This is a genomic window from Candidatus Bathyarchaeia archaeon (genome assembly GCA_035283685.1).
GTDB lineage: Archaea > Thermoproteota > Bathyarchaeia > Bathyarchaeales > Bathyarchaeaceae > DATETJ01.
This window is the reverse complement of record DATETJ010000011.1, coordinates 1-23,739: the sequence shown is the minus strand read 5'-3', so window position 1 is coordinate 23,739 and position 23,739 is coordinate 1. Positions and strand designations below refer to the sequence as shown.

The following is a 23,739-nucleotide window of genomic DNA, read 5'->3' as shown; positions in this document are numbered from 1 at the left end:
AGGTATTTTAAAGTTTCGTGTAGCCTTTTTTTCGCCTGCTGTTGCTGTTTTCTGTAAGTCTCTTCTATAATTGGACTAGTAAAAAGCCTTAAATTTATCTGAGGTCCATGTCTGTATTGCCGAAAAAGGAGAAAGGAGAAAGAAAAATTCATGAACCAGACTATTAAATCATTAGCTTTGTTTCTGGCGTTTGCTACGTTAGCAACAATGGCACTGGGTATAATCCCGAAAGCTACAGCTGGAGGTCCCCCAGGTCCCGTAACAGGCAACATGCTGATCAGGATATTCAATGCCCCTGATCAAGAAGAGCTTGCCTTAGCTACTGGAGACATCGACATGAACGACTGGCCCCTGAGCAACACATTCATAACTGCTCATGCGACTGATCCAACCATCACGATGAACGAGGTTGCTGAAATCGGCAAGATGGAGTTTGACATAAACAACCAGCTATGGCCTACTGGACCAATCACGTCACCCCGCGCTGGCGCAAAGAATCAGTTCTTCAACCCAGCGGGACAACGTGACATTGCAGCCTTGCACTTCAGGCGCGCGTTGGCTCATCTGACAAACAAAGACAAGTACACAACCACGTTCATGGGTGGCTACGGTTACGTCATGCAGACGATTGTGCCTGTTCCAGCGCTGGAAGGCTTCACAGACTATTCAACATTGACTAATGCAACTGCGGTGGCTGATGCGGGTGCAGGTGGATACACTTACCCGTATGATCGTGCTGCCGCGATTGCTGAGCTTGAGGCTGGAGGCTTCCGTGATTGGGACGGTGACACCAAGCGAGAATGGAGTGGCGACGGCGGATCAACTTGGGAAGAACTGCCAAACATGAAATTCTGGATCAGACTTGACGACCCGAACCGAAGGCAAGCTGGAGAAGACCTTTACAATGAAATGGTTGTTGTTGGAATTCCCGAAGCAGCATCAACGGGTGCTATAGGCCTTGACAAGCGTATTGCTGAAAGGTCAACTGCCTTCAACCAAGTTATGGTCCTCTACGACTATAACTTCTACACAGGCGGGTGGAGCATGACCGCAGATCCAGACTTCATCTTTGACTTCCTCCACTCAAGTATGGGTCAGTACAGTTGGGCGAACAATTATCCCGGCTTCAAGAACGCAGAATTCGACGACTATGCCGAGAGAGTCAAGTATCCATTGACGTTAGGTGCTGAGTTGCGAAATGCTGCGATTCAAGCGCAATGGGTTGCAAACAAATACATACCAGTCATTGATCTATGGGCTTCAAAAAGTGTCAAAGGTTACAGAACTGGCTGGGATGGTCCAGTCAACTATGCAGGTTTTGGAACCGACCAGAGCTGGTCGTTCCAGCAGATGAACTGGACCGACGGAGTAGGAAACAGTAGAAATGGCCCGGCTGACACAATTGTGTGGGGCTTCAAGAGTGACATTTCAGCGTTGCAAGTGATGACTTCGGAGTGGCTTTGGGATTGGAACGTGCTTAGCCTGATATACGACACCATGATCGCCCGAAACCCGTACAACCTGCCTAACGAAGTGGGTACTTTGGCGACAAGCTGGAGTTCAACGAACAGCTATCCTGGTTGGGTGGGCAACACCGTCGTCGAGTTCACGATGCGAACCGACGCCAAGTTCCACGATGGATCGCCTGTCAAACCAGCCGATTTCGCGTACAGCGTCTTAGCTGTTAGGGCTGCTGGTGCGGGCAACGCATGGAACTTCCCCGTCGCGATGGATGTCAACAAGATTGAGATTCAGGGAAACACCATCAGAGTCTTCTTCAATGTCGCAAGTGCATTCGCGGTTCACTGGGTGGGTTTCATGCCGGTGATAAACAAGGACTTATGGGATGATGCGATCGGTGTTGGAACACCAGCAGGCTACACGGGCTTCATTCCAGACGATACGAATGGAGTCTACCTGCCTGGCACATATGCCGATGCAAGCCAAATAAGAGCGTATCACCCATGGACTAGCCTAGCCGCTGGTGATCCCACTAAGAACGACCTATCAGAAGACGGCTCATGGATCTTCAGCTTTGTGTCATACTCTGTTGGCAACAACGTTGCTTTGTCAGCGTGGTCACAAATGTATTCGACTATAGAATGGCCTGGACATTCCCAATTCACTTTCGCGGAATTCATTGACAAGGCCTTCAACCAGATTGGCAACGTCAACTACAAGAACGGATACGGCGACCAGTTGGATTGGTACACAACAGACAAGAAGATTGACCTACCCGATTTGTTCAAAATTGCCACGTCGATGCCATCTACCAGTGGTATGCCATGGGGTCCGGGACAGAACCAGTTTAACCCAGATGCCGACGTTAACAGCGACAATGCAGTCAATGTCATCGATCTTGCAACAGCTGCCACAAACTATAACAAAAAGCAAGGATAAGATGGGGTGAATATTGTGAGAGGAAAAACTAGAATTTGGTCAATTGCTGCGGTCTTCATTGCAACCCTGATGGTTTCCATGATGAGTGTTCCGAAGGCATACGCTGACAACATAGTCTCTGTTACACCTCCGGAGTCTGGACCCGGGAGCCCGGGTGACAGCTTTAGCGTGGACGTCGAGCTTGATTACGCTGAGGGCGTGCGAGCTTTTGAGTTTACGTTAAGTTGGGACCCGAGAATCCTCAGATTGAACGCGTTGACGCCGGTTGTTGAGGGTCCGTTCTTACCGATGGGTGGTCCGACATTCTTCGTCAAATCCATTGGCATAGCAGGTGAATCAATAACGGCTGGCGACTTGATAACAATCTACAGTTGGGCTGATGGCAGTGGAGTTCTCGCCACAGTCAACTTTGTGGTCATTGCAGGCGGTCAGACAGATCTTAGCCTCACAGCGAAACTGTACGACGTTGACTTCAATGAAATGTTCACAGACGCTGTCGGCGGACACTTCTGGAGTCCATTCCCATTCATTGACTTCACTTGGCGGGTACCAATAGCTGTGGAGTTGCCACCGCAAGGTTCTGCGAATGTTACAGGCTACGGCTATTACATTGCAGTAGACCCTGACGGTGACTGGGACTATCGTCCATTACCAGACTATTGGAAATTCGTGCCAGTGTTAGCTTTGAATGACGCTGACGGTACTCCGGAAAGCGTTGCCAATGTTCAGGGCGCTACAATGTTCTACGGCGACGAGATAACCTTCGATGGATCTGGAAGCTACGACCTAGACGCAAGTGGCAATCCAGCTACACTCAACCCGAGCGCCTTCAGATGGACCATTAGAGCCGCTGGTCAAGACACAATCGTGTACCGCGGGACAACTTATGACTCACGATATGAGTCCGGCACTGAACTTCCGTTCGGACCTGTCATGAGTTATATGTTCCCAGGTGGGATTCCATCGATGTACACGCTTTATGGTCCAACGCATCTTGGCTGGCACGACTTGGCTCTTGAGGTCACTGACTCTGATGGCAACGTAGCTTCGTACCACACATGGATCAGAATCTTCAGGATGTCACCTGCCAAAACCGTAATGGTCAGCGTACCAGGTCCGAAGCATTCATTGTCCAAAGATGGCGACACGATGACTTTCGCAGGCAAGATTCAGAACCGAGGAGGCACAAACTTCTTCCCATACGATGCGCTGTCAGTATACTTAGAACTCGCTAGGATGATTCACGCATTCTTCTGGGGAAGAGTGCAGTTTGACATTCTCGATTCCGCAGGCAACGTTGTTGACACCGTGTACTCTGACGCCCTATGGCTCGGAGCAACAGAGACTCCAGTCGATACAATGAAAGCAACGTGGACAATTCCGTCAGGCCTTCCAGCAGGAACATACATGGTCAGAGCTAAGGGATACTTCAGCGTTAATGGAGTTACCTTCGGCTTTGGTGCCACAGGAACTGCGTTCAAGTCATTCGAAATCCTGCCGTAAAATCGATCCACAACATCATCTCCCTTCTTTTTTTTTGTTTATCCGCAAATAGATAAATAGAAATAGTGAACGAGACGAAAAAGCCACATGAGCCACAAGAAATTTACATCCTTCATGCTTGTCCTACTTCTGGCAAATGTCGTGTTCATGTCAGTTGTAGACGCGTTTACTGCTCCGCTTATTTGGTCCGGTGAGATTTTGCTCACAGTTGACCCTACCTTCACTTACGAAGATGACAACGGGAAAAACATCACTATTTACTTTACACCGCTTGACGAGTTTGCTTCTATCATCTCCGCGCAAAACAAAGACGTCTGGATTGCGTGGCAATCCGAGTTTCCGCCAGAAAACCCTGACCGGTTTGAAGTGTTTTACAAGGTTTACAAGGGATACTGGACTAACGCAACTCAGCTCACTAACAATCCGAGCAGGAACAATAGAACTCCGGCATTGCTTCAGACTTCTGATGGCACCGTTTGGATTTTCTGGGTTTCTGACAGAACAGGAAACAACGAGGTTTTTTACAGGACGACGTCTAACTATGGTGCATCATGGACCTCTGAAATGCAGGTGACAAATGACACAAGAAGAGACGGAAATCCAGCTGCTGCGCAAACAAGTGATGGAAAAGTCTGGGTTGTCTGGTCGAGACAGATGAACCTCACAACAGAGCAAATTCTTTACAAGACTTTTAACGGTACAGGTTGGTCAGCTGAGAATCAATTGACTGCAACCATCAATGTCATAAACCAATTGCCATCAATCGTTCAAGCCGCAGATGGCAAGATATGGGTTTTCTGGAGTCAAAATATGACAACGACCTTCCATATCTTTTACAGAGTATTCAACGGAACTGGATGGTCGGATCTAGGTCAGCTTACGACGGACAACAGATATAATATAGATCCGACGGCTTTTGTCGAGAGAGATGGAACGATCTGGGTTTTCTGGGCTTCCAAGACGCAGCAAGCGCAGGCATCATATGACCTCTATTACAAGACTTCTGCAGATAATGGCGCAACGTGGTCTAGCAGCTTCCAGTTTACCACTAATCAAGAGAATGATTGGCAACCTACAGCGACGCAAACTCAGGACAAGGGCATATGGGTCATTTGGACTTCGACTAGAGACGATCCCAACGGCAACCCGAATGAAGACCTCTATCAGCGCATCACTGTCTTAGGTGATATAGATCACAACGGCGCTATTGACATTTCCGACTTGGGCAAAATTTCCATGGCTTTGGCAACTGACCCGTACAATTGGCCGCATGGAACGGGGTGGAACGAATGGAATCCCGAGTGCGACCTGAATCTTGACAACAGAGTTAATATTTTGGACATGAGTATTGCTGCGGTGAACTTTGGTCGAACTGCATGATTCCCAGTTTCAGAAATGAGAAGGCTCTGGTACCTTTGATGATGGAATTCCGTTGCCACAAACATGAATTTGGAAGAAGCAGAAGCCTTAAATTCCTTTTGCCCGCTATACTGCACCCAACTTTACGTGCCGAAAAGTTTGTAGAAAGGTGAAACCTGTGAAAAGAGAAGCCTTGTTTGTTTTGTTGTTGACCGTTTCGGTTGTGCTTATTTCAACACCCGTTGAAATAGGCAAATCGGCTCTAGCCCCATTGTTGTATGTTCATGACCCGCTGACGCAAGGAGACGTTAGTTCAGCCGCAGTTGGTCAAGCTTTCACAGTGGACATAAGGATTGCAGATGTTTTGAACATGGTTGGTTATGAGTTCTACCTGAAATGGAATACGAGTCTGCTGGACTTCATTAGCGTGAAAGAGGGGCCATTCCTCAATTCAAGCGGGGCGTATCAGAGCTTTTTCGTACCTAAATATCCAGGTTCCCAGGGTTGGCCTTTTACGGACACAGTCTATGTAGCGGACGCACTTTACGCTCCCCAGTTGTCCACGTCTGCTTCAGAAAGCGGTGTCCTAGCTAGAATAACATTCGAAGCGTTAGCTGAAGGAGTCGGCACACTCGACCTTTACAGTAGTATACTTGTTCAATTTGATCCATTCACGCCAAGAGAAATCACTCATTCTCGCGAAGTCGGTTATTTTGCTTATCCGTTGCCGAAAGTTGTTGCTGAACCTCCAGAAGTGTTAGGCATAGTGCCGGGTGAGAGCTTCAATGTCAGTATCAACGCCGTTAATGTTGTCGGTGTCTACAATTGGACTCTGAAAATGAGGTGGACCGCGAGTCTGTTGAATGCTACAGGCGTTGTTGAAGAGTCGTTCCTCAGCGATGCAGGCATCACGGGTTTCACGAGTTCAGTTGATCAGAGTGGCGGCACCCTTTACGTTAATGCAACGTTGACTGGTGCTCCTTCGGAAGGTGTCTCTGGGAACGGCACCTTGGCAACGATTACGTTCAGCGCGGAGACGCGTGGCAGCACAGACCTTGAACTGTTCGATGTCAGATTGTACAAGCAGGATGGTTTGGTTTCGCCGGCTGCGGTTGAGAGTAGTTCTTTCACTAATACGCAGCGTGACGCATCGATTATTGACTCGTCGATTTCCTCTAATTCGGTGTCGAAGGGGCAGAAGGTTGACATTACTGTGGTTGTCAAGAACAATGGAGTGGAAAATGAGACTTTCACAGTCAGAGTTGACTATGACAGCCAGTCCGTTCGAAGCGTTACGGTGAATAATCTTGTTCCTGGAGCAACGCAGACTTTGAGTTACGAATGGGATACTTCAAACGTTGAGCCTAGGACGTACACGATCAAAGCTACGATTGTGGAGACGATTCCAGGCGAAGTCAACAAGGCGGATAACACTCGTACGATTGGCACTGTCACTGTTTCAGGCGGCGGAGGCATCGACTTCAACCTATTATTAATAGGTGGAGTAGTGGCAGTCGTCGTAGTTGCTGCCGTCGTGGGATTTCTCTTCCTTAGAAGAAGAAAGTAAGACGAGGTCTACGCTCTTCTCTATCTTTTTGATTTTTGTAGCAATCGTATTCTTCTTCTAGAAGTCTATTGGAGGAAAGGTTCAAATATGCATCGTTTCTTGATTAGCTGTTGCCTAAGGAGAAAGGAAAGATGCGGATTAGACGTACTGCATCCGTATTTCTGATTGTTCTCTTAATATCATATACGGCAAGTACCCTATTCGGCGTTATACTTGTGCCGAAGGTAATAGCGCAAGAGGAAGTTCAAGTCCTCCCTGCTTTGAATGTCTATGAGATAGGGCAAGAGTTCACCGTAGATATTGATGTTACGTACGTTGAGGGAGTTAGAAGCTGGCAACTTGAACTGAAGTTTGATCCAAGTATCATAACTACTGACACGAGCATGATAGACGAGGGGCCCTTCCTTCAGTCTGGTGGACAAACACTCTTCATTGAGACGGTGGGAGCCAATACAATTGCTCTCAGCTGTTTGATCACAGTCTATTCTTGGGCTGATGGCGGAGGGAGAATGGCGAACGTCACATTCCGTACCGTTGGCAATGGAAGAGTGGACCTCGACCTGTTTAACACTGTGTTCTATGATGCGGCTTTGATCCCAATACTTGATCAGCCAGCGCCCGTTGACAGCGTGTTTTATACGACGTTTCCTAGAGCCGTCTTCTATTATCTGCCTTCGACCACTGCTCAACCCATTTCAGGATACACAACCCCATATCATCTGAGCCGAGACCCGTTTGTGGACGAGATCATCACGTTCAACGCAACAGCTCACATACTGGAGGGTCGTTTCTTCGGGAGCTATGATCCAAACACGGCGACGCCAGGCGACCCTTCTGGGACGATAACGAATTATGCGTGGGATTTCAGCGATGGAACCGTAATCTCCGGGAGTGACCCAGTAACGACACACAGTTTCAGCGCTAGTATCACGTATATGGTTAACCTTACGGTGACAGACGGCGAAGGAAAATCAACCGAGTACTTGGCGCCCGTGAAGCCAATAATACGTGACGTGTCGGTTTCCATAATAGAAGTTGTGCCGACCCTAGTCAGTCCAGGTGAAACCGTCTCAGTCAAAGTGAACATCACTAACTATGGAAACCTTGGTAGCACCGAGCGTGTCAACGTGACCCTTTATCAAAATGATGGCGCGACCGACACTCTCATACCATACAATGTCAGCCGAGGGTTACGGGCATGGTCTAACGTTCATGAGAGAGACCCTGTGGGGGGAAGTCCACCTTGGCAGTTTATCCCAGGCACGCCACCAATAACCCTGAACTATACTTGGCAAACAGCGGGTCTTCCTGTAGGCAACTACACCATGTGGGCAAATATCAGCCAGGTTAATGACGACGCCAAGAAATTCCTGAGAGACCTGTACTTCAGAGAAATGGACCTAAATCTGGCGAACAATATTGACGTATGGGGCGAAGTCGAACTCGAAGAAATCCCCAACGTAGCAGTAACCGAAATCAAACTTACACCAACACTGAAACCGCCAAACATTATCGACTACGGAGTCAGCCAAGTTACTGTACAAGTGAAAGTTGAAAACACGGGAGGCTTCGACGCAACCTTTAACGTGACTCTTCATCAAGACTCAACCCTCCTCACAGAATGGACAAACATCTTCCTAACGTCCAAAACGTCAACAACCCTAGAATACATGTGGGCTACTTCAGCTCTTTCAAGAGGTTTCTACAATCTCACCGCGCAAGCAAGCAACATAACAGGAGAAGTTGAAAACGGCAGAACCGGCGACAACAAACTAATCCTTGAGGTTCTAGTAACTAGTGCACCTGTAGTCGCATTTGCTTATTCACCAGTTAAACCTCTCGTAGGAGAAGCAGTCCATATAGACGCTTCAGCCAGTCAAGCAGCACCCAGCTGGTCGATCAGCACGTACACATGGAGAATAAACGGCACCATACAGCCCACATACAATGACATGGTTAGTATCCAACATAGCTTCAACAGCAGGGCACTATTCAACATAACCTTGACAGTGACAGACAACGCCACATTAGGCAGCTCTCTCTCCCAACTCATATACGTCGGCTACCTTCCCGCCGCACAATTCACATTCTCACCCGTTACCCCAAAGGTAGATGAAACAATAACATTCGACTCATCCTCATCAGCTCCAGACACAGCAACAGTCTCAGGCGACGAAATCATAACCTATATGTGGGACTTCGGAGACGGCACAAAGGTCATTTACGCAGGCGTCAACCTCACGGAAACCACAACACACAGTTATGCAAGAAGTGGCAATTTCTCAGTCACACTGAAAGTATTCGACGGCGAAGATTTCAACGCCACAATCACAAAATTCGTTCTAGTGTCCAAAATCACCAGCGGCGTCACAGTCAGCCTAAACGCACAGACAATTCAGGTGGGTCAAAACGTCACAATAAGCGGACAGGTCACACCAACACGTGGCGGAGCAAAAGTCTCCATCCTATACAAAACAGCAACCACCGATTGGACGCTGCTACAAAACGTCACATCAAACCAAGCTGGAAGCTATCAACACACTTGGACGATAAATACTGCTGGAAACTACACAGTCAAAGCACGATTTGCAGGCGACGACAAATACGTCAACAGCGAAAGCCCAACAGCCAACATCCAAGTTCAAAGCACATCACCGCCTCCACCACCGCCTCCATCACTAGATTTGACACCCTACATCATAGGCGCCATCATACTCATTGTCGTCATTGGAGTAGGCATCTACCTAATTAGAAGGCGGAAATAACAAGCCCAACTGCCACCCTCTTCTCCTAATCAAGCGGCAGAAATCGAAACCTCTGACGCTCAGAACAACATTGAAGAACAAGAAACTCACACATACTTAGCTAGAGAAAGGGTCTGCACGTGAAGACCAACAAGACAGCATCAACCATTGTCTTCATACTAATCCTGAACATGATAATCATAGGCGAAGGAGTTTATTCACAACCTCTTCCAGACAACACAATTTTCATAGATCCGCCAAGCCTCACAGACGAAGCAAACATTCTCACACGCTTCACCATCAACATTAACGTCTCGAACATAGAAGGGCTTCACGGCTGGTCAATCAAACTCAGATATAATCCTGCGCTTCTTTACACAAACAGCAGCTTGATCAGAGAAGGCTCTTTCCTAAAAAGTGGCGGATCAACACTGTGGGCACCGCCGCGAATTGAGGAAGACTACCTTGCAATAGGCTCAATGATCACTGATTATGCATGGGCTGACGGAAGCGGAACCCTAGCAAACGTTACGTTTGTCGTAAGGAGAAGAGGAGAAACAATCCTTCACCTTTTTGCCACGAAACTAGATGATGTTGACATTAACCCAATTCTCCACACATCGCAGGACGGCTACTTCAGAAACATGGAGCCAACCCAATTACCCACAGCAAGGTACACGTACTTTGCGCAAGCCTACAATGTCTCCTTTAACGCTTCCTCAAGCTATTCGCCAGGCGGCACGATCCAAAGTTACTTGTGGTTTTGGGACCCCCCAGATTCAAGAGACACGAATAGAAGTACCAGCACAACAAATCCAGTAACGTTCCATCTATACCCAGGAACAATACCACCTAAACAGGAGAACGCATCAGTCAAACTGATCGTAACAGACAGCAGCAATGTGACAAGCAACATTCTAGTAGCCCTCATAACCTTCGGAATTGCCATCCACGAGTTAGCCGTACTATCTGTTGAAGCTTCACCCCACAGCGTTCTAATCGGCAACCTCAGCACTACCACAGTCAACGTCAACATCAGCAACAACGGGAACCAACTCGAAAGCACGACTGTCACACTCTCATACAACTCGACCTACTTCGACTTCCAGAACATAACAGCAACCCAATGGACGACACTGTACACAGTCGAAGTCAACGCTCTGGCTGGATTCGAAAACAGAACAGTCGTTTACATCTGGAACACAACAGGCTATGCCCAAGGCTTCTACGCAATAAAAGCTGAAGCAAGCCCGGTGCAAGGAGAAGAAAACACAACTAACAACATCCAAACGGGCTCAATGAGAATTGTATCTGTGCTTCACGCCCCAGTCGCGATCTTCACTTTTAACCCAGTCAATCCTTACGCATTTGAAAGAGTTGTCTTCAACGGTTCTCTGAGCTACGATCCAGACGGAGTCATAGAACGCTACAGGTGGAATTTCGGAGACTCCAATTCAACGACCACAACAGAATCGTCAGTAACCCACGCCTATAACAAAGCTGGAAACTTCTCCGTGACTCTAACGGTGACCGACGACGATGCAATCAACAAAAACGCAACCCAGTTGATTACCGTTCAAAAACTCGCAACAACAACATCAGTCTCAGTATCTCCAATCACGACAATAAGGGTTGGTTCAACAGCCGTAATAAGTGGCGAAGTCGCCAACGTCAGGTCACCCGTCAACGTTACAATTTTCAAGCGAGCACAAGGAGAAGGCATTTGGGACACCCTCACCGATTTGAAAACAGATCAGAACGGCTTGTTTTCACATGACTGGTCCCCATCCACTGCCGGAGTTAACGAGTTCAAAGCGGAATGGAACGGCGACGACGCATATCAGGGATCAACAAGCAACACCATACTCGTCGCAGCAAAGTTCAGCAGCATCGTCACTCTTTCGACAAACCAAACATACATCGCCCTCGGACAAACAGCAACACTAAACGGGTCGATCAATGCAACCAGCTCCGGATCAACGATCACAATCGACCTCAAATCAAGCGACGGGTCATGGAATCCGATTGGACACACGGTCTCAGACGAAAACGGAAGATATACCTTTCAATGGCGGCCCAACTCAACAGGCACTCACGAATTAAGAGCAATGTGGAATGGAGACGACCAAGCATTCGGATCGATAAGCAGCACCATAACGGTTGTGGCAAAGCTCAACAGCGTCATATCTCTTTCGACAGATCAAGAATACGTCTCCCTTGGTCAGGCAATAACACTGAACGGGTCGATAAGCCCAACCACTATCGGGGCAGTTGTGACAATTGAGTACAAGTTAAACAACGGGTCATGGAACCTGCTTGTTAAGTTGCACACAGACGAAAACGGATGGTTCAAGTTCGACTGGCGCCCAGACTCAACGGGCACCTACGAACTGAGAGCAAAATGGACTGGTAGCAACCAAGCCTTCGCATCAGAAAGCAATACAACAACCGTGACTGTTGTCCAAAACCCCCCAAACTTGACCACATACGCATTATACGCAGCTGCAATCATCATCCTAATCGCCGCAGCCGCAGCCCTCGCTTGGACAAGAAGGCACTAGTTGTGGCAAAACACAACCAACACAAACAATAACTTCTACACAGCCACACAAACACTCAAGAAGTTATTATTACTGTTTCTAAGCAGGAGTTAATAACATCTGAAACAGAAACCAGCCTACGTTCCATCCCTTGACGAAACCAGGCCTAACAGTGACGAAGCCCTGACACAAAACAGCGGGCAAGCAGAACCCAAAGCACCATACAAAAACCCAAACACACCCCAAAGCGCAATGCCCAGACTCGTTGATGTCACCGGGAACACTCTGACGACGATATCCATACAGCTTCAGCCGCACAACGCACTTCAACATAGTAGAAGAAGGTATAAAGGGAAAAGCCGCCTTCTTCTTTTGAAATTTCTTTTCCCGCAGCCGCAACCCAAAAAGCGAACCATGGCACAAAGCCCTTGCACTTGAACACGCAGCGCAATTCACCCAGTTCATAGTCTAGTTGAGGCGTAACTCACACGCGTTCCTTAGCGTCTCCTAACCCTACCTTTCTTCGGCTTGCGAAACACCGCATAACCAGCCAAAACCGCAGCGGTCACGAACACACCAACAACCACCATTTCAGAACCGAAACGTAAGACAAAACTAAACGGGTTTGAACCCTCAGGCTCCCACATGCTAGTGCTCGTCATCGAAATTATGATGGACGAAACAGCTGCATAATCAGTGGTCCGATCCTCCTGAAAGAACCGCATAGCCACCAAAATTCCCGTAGCCTTATCCCACCGAAACTCATACCAACGGCTACCCGCAATCGTGAACTCCGTAATGTTCGAGTAGTTCACAACGCGCTCAGCGTTGGCATACGTCTTCCGGTCAGACAGCTTAATTTTTGCAGATGCTGTCGGCGCATTGGTAACACTGTCTCCAACTTCCAAACCACGCGAAACAACAGTTAAGTTGAGTGTTCCCGCACCTGTCTCCACGTTGCCCGAGATCAACGTAACCGTTCTCGTGTTATTCTTGAACCGCGTTGTCCTAGCCAACATCACAGTCTTCTGGAACGCGCTTTCCACACTCATATTTATGGACTCAGTGTTCCTCGCGTCTCGAATCGCCTGAGGCATTGAGACACTGACATTTGCGGGCGAAACATCCCATCCACCCAAAACAGAATACGTTGCCCATTGACCTGTCTCAACCCCAACCTCATACGTCACAGCCGAAGCATCATTAACCGGCATCAACAGCGCCGCGGTCAATCCCAAAATAACCAGTAGAACAAATGTGGACTTCATGGTTTTCTCATATCTGTGAATAACCGACCTCCAACCTATAAGCAATGCTAAGCTATAGAAGCCACACCGGTTCACAGAATGCCCCGACTGAGATTACTTTTCTCGCAGCCGTCAACATGCCAAAAGCCACGCATAAGTATGTTGAACCGCACCACAAACCAAAAGTAAACAGAGCCCAACCCACCAACCAGAAACCAAAACAGCCGCCAAAACACCAACAGAAAAATAGAACTATCACCGCAAAAAAAATTTCTGCACCCATACTAACCCTCAACGCTTTCGCAGGAAAGCATAACGTAGCAATGAACCAGCATCCAGCATACTAAGAGAGGCATAACGCTCGAAATAGGATGCCAAATGCAGATTAGGCATACGGGCAATAGTGTTCAGTTCCATAAAGCTTTATCAGAAAGTTAAAATACAGTCTCAATAGATAGCTAGAGGATAGAGAGAGAGGCACGTGCAATGCTTAAGAGGTATTTGTGGCTAAATCTAACTGTAATTCTGCTCGTTACAAGCGGCATCCTCGCAACCGCACCCGTAGTACGAGCGCAAACCCCAACAATATTCATAGACCCCGACTACGTCTCAGGCGATTTAACCCCCACACCCGGTTCGTTAACTCAATGGAAAGTCAACGTATCCGATATTGCCTTTCCAGGCATGGTTGGCCACGAATTCTATTTAGCACTCGACCAACAAACCTTCACCGAGTTTGAACCCATAACAAACGGGAACTTCACCACAAACGCATCCGGCTGGACACCAACGGTAACAGTGACACGTGGAACCGCAACTTATGGTTATAATTCTAGCGATGGTAATCCGTCACCAGGCTCAGGACCCGGAAGCTACAGAATGAGAGCAAACGCCCCAGCTTCAGTGGGAGGAGCTTCAATAACCTACTTGCTGGCTCAAACTTTCAACTGGACCGTAGGAGCTCCACCCGACGGAGGCGCACTCCTGTCCTTTGCGTACACCATTAGCGGCAACAATTTTGGCTCAGTTTCAGTAGGCATTCGTGTAATAAAACCCGACTCCACCATCTCGACCCTAATCACCACGAGAACTTACACAAGTGCAAGACCTTGGTCGTACAACTTCACGACCGCTCCCGCAGCCGCGTTCACCCAAAAAGGCACCTACAGATTCGAGCTGAGAAGCCAGCTGATCACCGCAAACATCGGAACCAACAATTACGTAGAAATCAAGTGGGATGACGTTGGGTTGACATTGGCTCCAATTTCCGTTTCGGAAGGTCCGTTCCTAACCTCAGACCCACGCAACGTAGGTAAGACTTTCTGGACTGCCAAATACATGAGATTCCCAACCAACGTCAGCCTCTACGTCGCAGACTCGCTAATAGGCGAACCCTGGACCGCCATTTGGCCAGTCCTAGGAGGCGGCATGATAGCCAACTTCACACTGCGCGTAAACTACGGCGCAGCTAACCTTGACCTGTGGGGCACAAAACTACTTGAACCAGGTTTAGTTCCACCCTATACACCAATACCAATGTCACATACGGCTATTGACGCATACTTCAACAACAGGATTGTTGGCGACATAGCAGGACCCGAGAATCCTCCGGGCAGCGAATTATATCCATGCGACGGCAGAGTGAACGCTTCTGACATCGCCTATTTTGGCATGGTCCTCGGCACTGACGACTTAGCGGCTGACTTCACAGGTCCAGAGGATCCACCGGGAAGCGAAAACTATCCACCAGACGGCATCGTAGACGCCAGAGACCTAATGGGGATAGGCAAGAACTACGGCAGACACTACCCATAATCAGATGACTCTCCTTTTCTTTCTCTCAAATCCGCACAGTCACCTGTTCGTTACGTGAGGAATCCTGAACACCCTAGGTTCTGCGGAGTAAAGCTGTCCTGACCCACGCGCTCACTCTCGCAAGACCACGGTGAGCATAATACAATGGCCTATCAGACATTAACAATCTCAGAAAACCCCAACCCATCAAACCAAAGAACAAGACTCCACCTAAAGCAAAGATCACTTCAGGAAGATCCGCTAGTATCGACTTAGGGATGATTTTGCTCACGAAATACTCGTACCTGACATTGTTTTCAACATCAAACTCCCACGACCCAGAACTGACTTCAACCCGAACCTGGTGATGGATAAAATCGCTCCATATGTACTTGGATGCATCTTTCGGAAAGAACGTTATCGACCGATTGCCCTTCGACTCAAGCATCAGACTACTCTCATAGACCAAATTGGAATCAATGTGGACAGTTGCATTGAACGCTTCGGGGAAGTCTCCTGTGTTCTCAACCGTGAACGACACGACTAACGTCTCTGTGCCTGAAACATTCTGCATCGCTGCCGTCACACCCGCGACTTCAATGCCGTGGTTTTCAATACGCAAACGAAGTGTTGGGTCGCCTATTATGACCATGCTGTGAAGCAGGGTGTCATAATCGCTGTCGCTCAGCAAATTGAACGGAGACAAACCCGTCGATGTGCGCCGCATGTAATCTGCGGTGCTGTTCTTGAGCCATTGAAGAAAGGCTGTACCGATCATCTGGCCTTCGGACAGAGCCTTGTAAAAGCCATCATACGGAAAAGTGTACGTGTCATCGGTTGAAGCAACAGCGAGAAGGCCGTAGTCGTTTCCGAAAACCGATGCTCCAGCCAGATAGTCTTCATCAACGTATCTGCCCCCGGAGCAAACGAAAAAGTGGTAGAAGTACACGTGAGGGTTGAGGGTCCGGTAGTCAGAAGCATAAACTGTGCCGTCCCATTCGTAAAAAGTCTCTTTTGAAGGAACCTGAAATGTGTGATAAGTTGAGTTTCCATGAGACATTAGATAAAGCCACTGGAAACCAACTTCGTCCTGAAGCCTCTGTTTATAATCATCGGCGTTGGTTGTTCGGCCATTTGTTACTGAGATTACTTGAGGAGCGATGTAGCCCAGCGGTGTCCTGGCATCGTGATTCTGAGCCACTCCTTGGTCGTCCATGTACAATAGAGTTCGCCACCAAGGAATCGATGTAAGTTGATTTCTGTATTGACTATTTCTGTCAAAGTATCTTTTCAACAGATCAATTGGGTCACCATTGACAGTTGATACCTTGAGTCGCCCAACCCATATTTCTGGTCCCGATGTGTCCAAATGCTTATCGTAGATTCCATTGCCACTCGTGTCCACCCATATCCCATTCAAATCCATGAAATAGACATCTGTTGGAAACTTGTTTGACCCCACCTCGTACCACGCCTCAGCGATGTCCCCAACTAACAAGGCTCCAATGACGGTTTGGTTCCTTAATCTCCAAAACCTCTGAAGATACTCCCTGACCCCCTCCTTCGTTCCGTTCAAGAGCTGATTTGACGTGGTAATATTCAGTGAGAACCCAGATTTCTCAACATCTTCCTTGTACTGCTGCAGAGAAGTCGCAATCTCATCGTACATCCCAGACTCGGCTATGACGATGACCAAAGGCTCGTTAGACGGCGAATCTGTTGATAACACAACGGGAAGCTGGCTAAGGCAGGTGAGCAGCAAGATTGCCAAGAACACAAAACTGGATAACAAAACCGCTCTTGTAAACATCTTCGACATAATACTGGCTTCAAAACAGGAATAAATGCTTTCTTTCACCTTGTCTCGGAATTGCCAAGCATCATCGCGAGAATACCGAGCGAACCTAGGGAAATGCTTCATCCCTGAACGGAGGGTTTTTCCTCTTCTCTTTCGGCTTTAACCCAGTCTTTGTAGCCCCCTGCAAGGCTCCAACCCAGGATGAGCCCAAAAACGGCTACGGCATTGAGGGGGGCGGGCAGGAAGACTATGATGTAGATGATCATTAACGGACCGGCTAACACCGCAAAGCAGCCAAGAATGGTTATCCAGTACCATCTCTCAGATGAGAGCCAATCTAAGGGAAATCTCATTGTTTCCCCTCTAACAACTTAATTGGCTAAAGTGTGTTAAATGATTTATGATTGGAGAACAGCTAGCTATGCGAATTAAGGCGGTGTTGTTTGATCTTGGCGGCACGCTTGTGGATACTCCGTCCGATTTCGATTATGAGAACCTGCTAGTTCCGCTTCATCAAAGTCTCGTGAAGAACGGAGTTGTTGTTCCTTTTGATGAGTACAGGAAGGTTCATGTTGGCATTCGTGACAGAATTTGGAGCGAGGATTCTCTTAAAGAGGTAGCCTTTGCTTCAATAATATGCGAAGCCTTGGGGAGATTGGGCTATTCCTTTCAGTTTACGGACAAACTGATATTGGATGCCACTGAGGCTTTTATGGAACCTTGGATTCAAGCTAGAACTATGGAAGAGGATGTTCCATCTGTTCTTGGCAGGCTTAAGGAGAGGTTCAAGGTCGGAGTTGTGTCTAATTTCTCGTGTTCTTCAGCTGTGTGGAAAACTCTTGAGCGGTTTGGCGTTTTGACATTTTTTGATGTGGTTGTGGTTTCGGTGGATGTGGGCTGGCGCAAGCCCAGTTCGAGAATTTTCCAGGCGGCTTTGCGAGAGCTTGGTGTGTCGGCTTCGGAGACAGTGTTTGTTGGCGATGAGTTGGATCACGATGTGGAGGGTGCGAAGAAGGTTGGCATGTACGCGGTTTGGTTGAGAAGACCCTCTTCGATTGAGACAGTCGGCAGGATCAAGGCGGATGGCACAATTGGTAAGTTGGAGGAATTGTTTAGTGTACTGCGCAGATTCGAGTTGGCAGAGTAACTTAGGATGGTTTATGTGAGAGGCGAGTGTATCTAGAACGAACTTTCAGGATGAGTGGGGCTTCGTTGTTTGTCAAAATGTTTACTGTTGGGTTGTTGGCGACCAACTGTTTCTTAGTGGCGGACAAAGAAACAGGTAAAGCTGTCGTTATTGATCCGGGATTCGAGAGGGGGTCTGAGGCGAAGACCATCATTGACGAGATTGAACGCAATGGGTTCAATGTTAAGTTCATCCTTAACACGCATGGTCATCCTGACCACAATGGTGGAAACCAGATTCTGAAGGAGCGCTACAAGGCGCCCATTCTTATCCATGAGCAGGACGCTTCTTTGCTGAGTGATCCTCCAGCGGACAGAAAGCTTCGCGACGGGGAATTGATAGAAGTCGGCAACGTGAAATTGAGGGTCGTTCACACGCCGGGGCATAGCAGGGGAAGCATAATCTTGCTCGGCTCTGATGTGGTTTTCTCGGGTGACACCTTGTTTGCGGGTTCAATTGGCAGATATGATCTTCCAGGCGGTTCACTGGATGAGTTGGTGAATTCTCTGAAGAGCAAGATTTTGACGCTGCCAGACCATTTTAAGGTCTACCCAGGTCACGGCCCAGTTTCAACTATCGGTGAAGAGCGGAAGAATAACCCGTTTCTGCAGAGTTTTGACTGGACAGTGTTTAGATAGAGGGCAGCTTGATTATGCGCATTCAGCTGGATTTGACTAAGACTCCGTTCAGCCTGAGTCACACTTTATCGTGTGGGCAGACTTTCAGGTGGCAGCAGGAAGGAGATCGTTGGGTTGGCGTTGTTCGGCAAGAAGTGCTGAAGGTGCGGCAAAGCGACAACGATGCGTTGGAGTTTGCGGCATCGGCTGATGATATCGACAGTGGGTTCGTGAGGCGATATTTCCGTTTAGACGACAATTTGCCCGAAATCTACCTGCGGATTAGTAAGGATGGATTTGTGCGCCAGGCTGTTAAAGGGTTCCGTGGTCTTCGACTGCTTCGGCAGGAGCCTTGGGAGTGCCTTATCTCTTATATCTGCGCCACGTTCAAGAATATTCCAGCTATTAAACAGATGGTTTACAGTCTTTCAAAGCGTTTTGGCACGCCCATCCAATTTGAGGGTGTAGAGTTCTACGGTTTTCCTGAGTGCCGTGCATTAGCGGAGGCCAGTCTTCCTGACCTAAGGCGTTGCGGGCTTGGTTACAGGGCTTCGTATGTTCGTGAGACGGCTAGAGCCATTGACAGAGGCAAGTTTGACCTCGAGTCTCTAAGGGATCTGCCGTACGAGTTCGCGAAGAAGAAGCTAATGTGTTTGCCTGGCGTCGGCAGCAAAGTGGCTGATTGTGTTCTGCTTTTTTCGCTTGACAAGCTTGAAGCGTTTCCTATTGATGTTTGGATGAAGCGCATAGTCCTTGAGTACTATTCGCAGTATTTTGAGTCTGCGTTTGTGGAGAAGATGAGGACTCGTGAGGGTCTTTCGAGGGGGGAGTATCAGGCTGTTTATGCGTTTGGTAGAGAGTACTTTGGCGAGTTTGTGGGTTATGCTCAGGAGTATCTCTATCATTATAAGCGTTGTCTGTCGTTGCAGGGTTGAGAAGGCTTAAGTTTGTGGTTGGCAGCATTATGTTTGGTGTTTTCGAATGTTGTTCATTACTTTGATGCAGCCTAAGGGTAAAGGCGTCGAGGCCATCAAATATCTCAAGGGATTGAAGCCAGTTAAGGGCATTGTGATCAAGGGCGTGTATTTCACGTACGGACGTTATGATGGCGTGTTGATGTTTGAGGCTTCAAATGAAGTGTCGGCTATGAAGTTCATTATGGAGACAGGGTTTGCTACCCAGTACACGCTTGAGACTTTGATTGCGGTGCCAGCCGAAGAACTTTAACTGCCCTAGTCCTCTTTTTTTGTTGTTGCGTACAACAGCGAAGAGCCTAATCCATGGTCAAATGTTACTGTGAGTATGTATGTCGATGCTTCTGTGTGGATATTGTTTGCAAATGCATTATGTTTATTTAAGCTGTGGGCATGTATTGTACTTGATTGCCACGTTGTGTCGATGATATCTGTGGTGTGTGGACTTGGCGAAGAGACCGGGTAAGAATGAGGCGTTGGAAGCAGTAGACTTTATTATTAATGTTTTGCGTGAGCATGAGAAGGATTTGGATCGCCTCATAAGTGAGTTGGGCAAGGTTACTGCAAGGTTTAGTCAGGGCGGTGAGGTGCCTAGTAAGATTACGCGGGTTGAGGAGCGTTTGGGGCAGTTGCAGTCTGAGGTTTCGAGTTTGATTAAGGAGTTGTCTTCGCCGAAGGAGATGGGTGGGTATGGGCATCGTGGTCCGCCGGTTATTGTGCGTTGTAAGCAGTGGGATGACTTCAAGGTTCTAGCCAAAGATGCTGAGACTGTTTCGTTTTTGTTTAAGGAGGCGGAGAAGAGTTTTCAGGCTGACGCTTTGAAGGATGGTCGCGTGCTTACGTATAATGGTGAGTTTCCGCGGGATTCGAAGTTGTTGAAGTTTTGGCTTGCTCGCGAATTGAATGTTTCTGAGGATAAAGTGTTTGAAGGCGTCTTAGCGATAGGCTAGACTCGTTAGTATGAGTGCAGAAAAATTTTTTTGCGTTGAAAGCGCGGCTTTTCAGTTTGCTGTTTGAGCGCTGTTCCTGTTTCTGTATGGTGTTTCTGGCGCTGTTGGCTGGTGTTTTAGCGTGGCTTTCAATGTTGGTATGCGTGACGTTTAATGTTGGTAAGCGTGACGATTGAGTATGTTGACAGAGCTCTGCGGGAAGGGAAATTTCAAAAGAAGAAGGAGATAAGCCCCTTATACCTTCTTCTACCGTGTTGAAGCGCCTTGTGAAGCTGAAGCTGTGTGGACATCGTCATACGACTGTTCCCGGTGACGACATCATCCAGCATGGTTGTGCTGGGACTGCTTGGACAGTTGCAGGTTGAACATGCAAACGCAGACTGTTTGTGTGGGTGTTGATGCCCAGTCGCTTCTAGTGTCATCAACAAGTGCATTGTGCAGAGAAAGGTGAAGTTGTTGTTGACGTTGAAGGGTTTGCCACACCAACTTCTTTAATGTTGACTTGTAGGGATGGAGGAGGCGGGTTTCTGTTTTCATGTGTCGCTAACTTTGGCTTAGAAACCGTAATAATACCGAAGCGTTTGTCAAAGGATGGTTTCTTGTTCACGTGTTATTAATTTCCGCTTAGAACAGGTAATGATAACTTCTTTGAAGATAGGTTTAGAAGTAGTAGTCCACGCCGCGTGCTTGCTGACTACTACTTCTATGTTGGTGTTCCGGGGCGGACTGATGAGCTATGTGGGCGTTGTCGTTTTCATTTCGCGCGCTAGTTAGGACATAAAATTAAGGCAATTTTAGGTCAACTAGTCTAGGCTTGTTCTTACTCATCAGAACGACAAAATTTATCTGGATTCATACGAACCTCTTCAGAGGTGGTCGTGATACCTGAAAGATACAGCATTTTCCTTTCTCACACCAAAGATGATAAGGAATTCTGCAACAGATTCGATAATGCCGCCGCCTCTGTTGGACTAAGAAGATTTAGGTCAGAATTTGAGAAAATAGAACCACCTGCTTGGAAAACAATCAAGACTGAGATAGACAAATCTTCTGCGTTGTTCCTACTTATTGGAAAGGAATTAGTCAAATCGCAAGAAAGCAAGTCGGAAGAATGGAAATATACACAGAATTGGATTAGCTATGAAGTAGGTCTCGCTTGTGCCATAAAAAAAGATGTTTGGGTTTGGTGCGAGGAGCAACCCATAAACTTCCCTGTTCCTTACCTAAACAATTACGTCTTATACGGTTTCGGTTCTACTGATGAGCCATACATAGGTTTCCTCAAAATTGTTCTCGAAGGTTATAATCATGGGTTAAAGTTTCCGTTAGGTTGGGGTAAGCGAGGTTTCAAGTGTCCACATAATAAATGTGGTGCCCAATTCAATCTTCACAATTCTATGCCAAAAGGTTCTGTCTTCGCATGCCCAACATGCCTGAGGGAGATTACTCTGAATGAGGACTGGCTAATGGATTTGCATAAGAAAAGACGAAAGTTTCCTCTATGGTCTAGATAACTCATTTCTCAGTGTGTAGAGTGTGAACCACTGCTTTGATTTGCCTTTATATAGTGTGCTCTCTGAGTCTCTGTCTCTGTCTGATGCTCTGATATGAGGGAGGAGGGTTGGGTTGGGGATAGAATTTCTATGCCCCCCCCAAACCAAGGTGGCTAATTGCCTTTCAGGTTTGGGCTTTGGGTATCTGCGGCTGGCGCCGCAAGGGTGGGAAATTCTGGTGTGCTTCAGCTTTCATTTCTGGGAATCATGTCTAAAGGAATGCCTTAGGCATTTGTCAAGGCATGTTGCGTCGTCGTAATGAAGATGGAGAGAAACGGATAGGCTGTAAGTCCGTCCGCTCTATTCGCATCTCTTTGGTTGGGTACGCATGCCAATCTCTTTGATTTTCATTGTGCTACAACCACTTTGACAGATAGTTCATTACTAAAAGCTCCACTTGACCCTACCTCAGGGTTTGGAACGAAAGCACGAAACGTGTAAGTTCCACCATACCGTTGACCCGTATTTGGATTCGATGAAGTTATCATATATGGATATATCAAAAAGGTAATACTTTTTCCAGTAGAATCAGCCTGACTAGATGTCACTGGATTCCACGATGTTCCCTCTTTCTTCTCTAATTCAACAATTATTGTCTGCTGTAATGGAACGTTCAAATCTGCTCGAATATAATAATAGTCGTTAAACGAGCGTACTGTGGCATATGGCAGCAACGTATATTGATTATATTCAAACTTGTATGGTCCTGAAAGCGTCACTTTCTGTTCTTTCGGAGAGATGTTAGAAATATTCGAGATATTGGATATAATATATGCTACTCCAACTATCGCTAGAATCATCATTGCTAAAGCAACAGCTTTCTCACGATGAGAAAGAGAAAGGCGATAGTGTCTATTGCCATCTCTGTCTCTCATCTGTGTGTCGGGGACACTATGAAGGCTTGTTTCCATGTCTTTCCTTTTCCCATATGTTATACTTAGCGTGAGCGCTTGAACCTTGCGCATGAGTTTTCTTTGTTCCAGCCTTCATCATGAAAAAGCCAGCAGCTGCGAGAGCTGCAGCCCCGATGATTTGCCAAATGTAATACTGCCAAAAGTAACTAGGGAAATATGTGAGGTAGTCCCAATGCATCTGCTGATAATGAGTCGGATAATAGATGAAGATCAATCCAAGCATTAGGAAGAGACCAGTAGAAGCCAAAGCCAGAACACTCAAACCAAACCAGAACAGAAGAGTTTTTCTGCCTCTGAACACAGGTTGTCCCAAAATATCAGTTTTGAAGATTGTGAATGATAAGTCTTCTCCTCAAGCGCCTATTTCCACATTCTGAAGAGCATGCATCTTCAGCAAGAGAACGCTGTCGAATTTGACGCCACGCTATCGTCGTTTGGGTTGGGGATAGAAATTCTATCTTTTTTTTTATCAAGAGATGGAAAGTGGTTCAGACATTATGTCGCTGGCTGGCAAGCCAGCTTAGATTTGTTTGACACGCTTTTCAGGATGCTAATCAGATATGAGAATTGCCCGTCTGGTTAATGTTCTCAGG

The 23,739-nt window shown here is 47.4% G+C and carries 18 protein-coding genes; 13 read left to right on the top strand and 5 right to left on the bottom strand.

The annotated features are described in order from the left end of the window. The first annotated feature begins 150 nt into the window (after positions 1-150). The 6 genes from VJ249_10605 (at position 151) to VJ249_10580 (ending at position 12,134) form a co-directional block, all read left to right on the top strand. A complete protein-coding gene (locus tag VJ249_10605) occupies positions 151-2,400 on the top strand; it encodes an ABC transporter substrate-binding protein (GenBank protein HKZ95009.1) in 2,250 nt (749 codons plus the stop codon). Between the two features lie 15 nt (positions 2,401-2,415). Beyond that, on the top strand, positions 2,416-3,903 hold the full coding sequence (locus tag VJ249_10600) for a cohesin domain-containing protein (protein ID HKZ95008.1): 1,488 nt from the start codon (positions 2,416-2,418) through the stop codon (positions 3,901-3,903). A gap of 87 nt (positions 3,904-3,990) precedes the next feature. Continuing rightward, positions 3,991-5,283: an exo-alpha-sialidase gene (locus tag VJ249_10595; protein HKZ95007.1), complete on the top strand. Its 1,293-nt coding sequence runs from the start codon at positions 3,991-3,993 to the stop codon at positions 5,281-5,283. Positions 5,284-5,440: 157 nt separating this feature from the next. After that, positions 5,441-6,829, top strand: coding sequence for a cohesin domain-containing protein (locus tag VJ249_10590; GenBank protein ID HKZ95006.1), 1,389 nt, complete (start codon positions 5,441-5,443; stop codon positions 6,827-6,829). A 131-nt stretch (positions 6,830-6,960) separates the two neighbouring features. Further along, positions 6,961-9,594: a PKD domain-containing protein gene (locus tag VJ249_10585; protein ID HKZ95005.1), complete on the top strand. Its 2,634-nt coding sequence runs from the start codon at positions 6,961-6,963 to the stop codon at positions 9,592-9,594. Positions 9,595-9,713: 119 nt separating this feature from the next. Beyond that, positions 9,714-12,134 (top strand): Ig-like domain repeat protein, encoded by a 2,421-nt coding sequence (locus tag VJ249_10580; protein ID HKZ95004.1) that lies wholly within the window; start codon positions 9,714-9,716, stop codon positions 12,132-12,134. A gap of 476 nt (positions 12,135-12,610) precedes the next feature. On the opposite strand, the gene VJ249_10575 is transcribed toward VJ249_10580, so the two are convergent. Then, entirely contained in the window at positions 12,611-13,381 is a 771-nt protein-coding gene (locus tag VJ249_10575) for a hypothetical protein (protein HKZ95003.1), read from the bottom strand. Between the two features lie 465 nt (positions 13,382-13,846). On the opposite strand from VJ249_10575, the gene VJ249_10570 reads away from it, so the two are divergent. Next, positions 13,847-15,175, top strand: a complete 1,329-nt coding sequence (locus VJ249_10570; protein HKZ95002.1) for a hypothetical protein — start codon at positions 13,847-13,849, stop codon at positions 15,173-15,175. Between the two features lie 73 nt (positions 15,176-15,248). Here the strand turns inward: VJ249_10570 and VJ249_10565 are convergent, their stop codons facing one another. After that, on the bottom strand, positions 15,249-16,973 hold the full coding sequence (locus VJ249_10565; protein HKZ95001.1) for a C25 family cysteine peptidase: 1,725 nt from the start codon (positions 16,971-16,973) through the stop codon (positions 15,249-15,251). Between the two features lie 98 nt (positions 16,974-17,071). Then, positions 17,072-17,305: a hypothetical protein gene (locus VJ249_10560; protein ID HKZ95000.1), complete on the bottom strand. Its 234-nt coding sequence runs from the start codon at positions 17,303-17,305 to the stop codon at positions 17,072-17,074. A 47-nt stretch (positions 17,306-17,352) separates the two neighbouring features. On the opposite strand from VJ249_10560, the gene VJ249_10555 reads away from it, so the two are divergent. The 6 genes from VJ249_10555 to VJ249_10530 all read left to right on the top strand — a co-directional run bounded on the left by VJ249_10555 (position 17,353) and on the right by VJ249_10530 (position 22,193). Then, on the top strand, positions 17,353-18,099 hold the full coding sequence (locus tag VJ249_10555) for an HAD family hydrolase (GenBank protein HKZ94999.1): 747 nt from the start codon (positions 17,353-17,355) through the stop codon (positions 18,097-18,099). Between the two features lie 26 nt (positions 18,100-18,125). After that, positions 18,126-18,776 (top strand): MBL fold metallo-hydrolase, encoded by a 651-nt coding sequence (locus VJ249_10550; GenBank protein ID HKZ94998.1) that lies wholly within the window; start codon positions 18,126-18,128, stop codon positions 18,774-18,776. Positions 18,777-18,790: 14 nt separating this feature from the next. After that, on the top strand, positions 18,791-19,690 hold the full coding sequence (locus VJ249_10545; protein HKZ94997.1) for a DNA glycosylase: 900 nt from the start codon (positions 18,791-18,793) through the stop codon (positions 19,688-19,690). Positions 19,691-19,736: 46 nt separating this feature from the next. Then, on the top strand, positions 19,737-19,982 hold the full coding sequence (locus VJ249_10540; GenBank protein ID HKZ94996.1) for a GYD domain-containing protein: 246 nt from the start codon (positions 19,737-19,739) through the stop codon (positions 19,980-19,982). Between the two features lie 193 nt (positions 19,983-20,175). Continuing rightward, positions 20,176-20,679, top strand: coding sequence for a hypothetical protein (locus VJ249_10535; GenBank protein ID HKZ94995.1), 504 nt, complete (start codon positions 20,176-20,178; stop codon positions 20,677-20,679). Between the two features lie 878 nt (positions 20,680-21,557). Next, complete coding sequence (locus VJ249_10530) at positions 21,558-22,193, top strand: hypothetical protein (protein ID HKZ94994.1); 636 nt, start codon at positions 21,558-21,560, stop codon at positions 22,191-22,193. Positions 22,194-22,579: 386 nt separating this feature from the next. Here VJ249_10530 and VJ249_10525 read toward each other — a convergent pair whose 3' ends face one another. Beyond that, positions 22,580-23,107: a hypothetical protein gene (locus VJ249_10525; protein ID HKZ94993.1), complete on the bottom strand. Its 528-nt coding sequence runs from the start codon at positions 23,105-23,107 to the stop codon at positions 22,580-22,582. 16 nt (positions 23,108-23,123) lie between these two features. Further along, entirely contained in the window at positions 23,124-23,459 is a 336-nt protein-coding gene (locus tag VJ249_10520; protein ID HKZ94992.1) for a hypothetical protein, read from the bottom strand. Positions 23,460-23,739: the final 280 nt, after the last annotated feature.

What these genes read in the sequence shown, in the direction of transcription:
- VJ249_10585 (HKZ95005.1), top strand. Translation starts at nt 6,961, where the DNA reads ATGCGGATTAGACGTACTGCATCCGTATTTCTGATTGTTCTCTTAATA.
- VJ249_10570 (HKZ95002.1), top strand. Translation starts at nt 13,847, where the DNA reads ATGCTTAAGAGGTATTTGTGGCTAAATCTAACTGTAATTCTGCTCGTT.
- VJ249_10575 (HKZ95003.1), bottom strand. Translation starts at nt 13,381, where the DNA reads ATGAAGTCCACATTTGTTCTACTGGTTATTTTGGGATTGACCGCGGCG.
- VJ249_10525 (HKZ94993.1), bottom strand. Translation starts at nt 23,107, where the DNA reads ATGAGAGACAGAGATGGCAATAGACACTATCGCCTTTCTCTTTCTCAT.
- VJ249_10595 (HKZ95007.1), top strand. Translation starts at nt 3,991, where the DNA reads ATGAGCCACAAGAAATTTACATCCTTCATGCTTGTCCTACTTCTGGCA.
- VJ249_10565 (HKZ95001.1), bottom strand. Translation starts at nt 16,973, where the DNA reads ATGTCGAAGATGTTTACAAGAGCGGTTTTGTTATCCAGTTTTGTGTTC.
- VJ249_10540 (HKZ94996.1), top strand. Translation starts at nt 19,737, where the DNA reads ATGTTGTTCATTACTTTGATGCAGCCTAAGGGTAAAGGCGTCGAGGCC.
- VJ249_10560 (HKZ95000.1), bottom strand. Translation starts at nt 17,305, where the DNA reads ATGAGATTTCCCTTAGATTGGCTCTCATCTGAGAGATGGTACTGGATA.
- VJ249_10545 (HKZ94997.1), top strand. Translation starts at nt 18,791, where the DNA reads ATGCGCATTCAGCTGGATTTGACTAAGACTCCGTTCAGCCTGAGTCAC.
- VJ249_10555 (HKZ94999.1), top strand. Translation starts at nt 17,353, where the DNA reads ATGATTGGAGAACAGCTAGCTATGCGAATTAAGGCGGTGTTGTTTGAT.
- VJ249_10605 (HKZ95009.1), top strand. Translation starts at nt 151, where the DNA reads ATGAACCAGACTATTAAATCATTAGCTTTGTTTCTGGCGTTTGCTACG.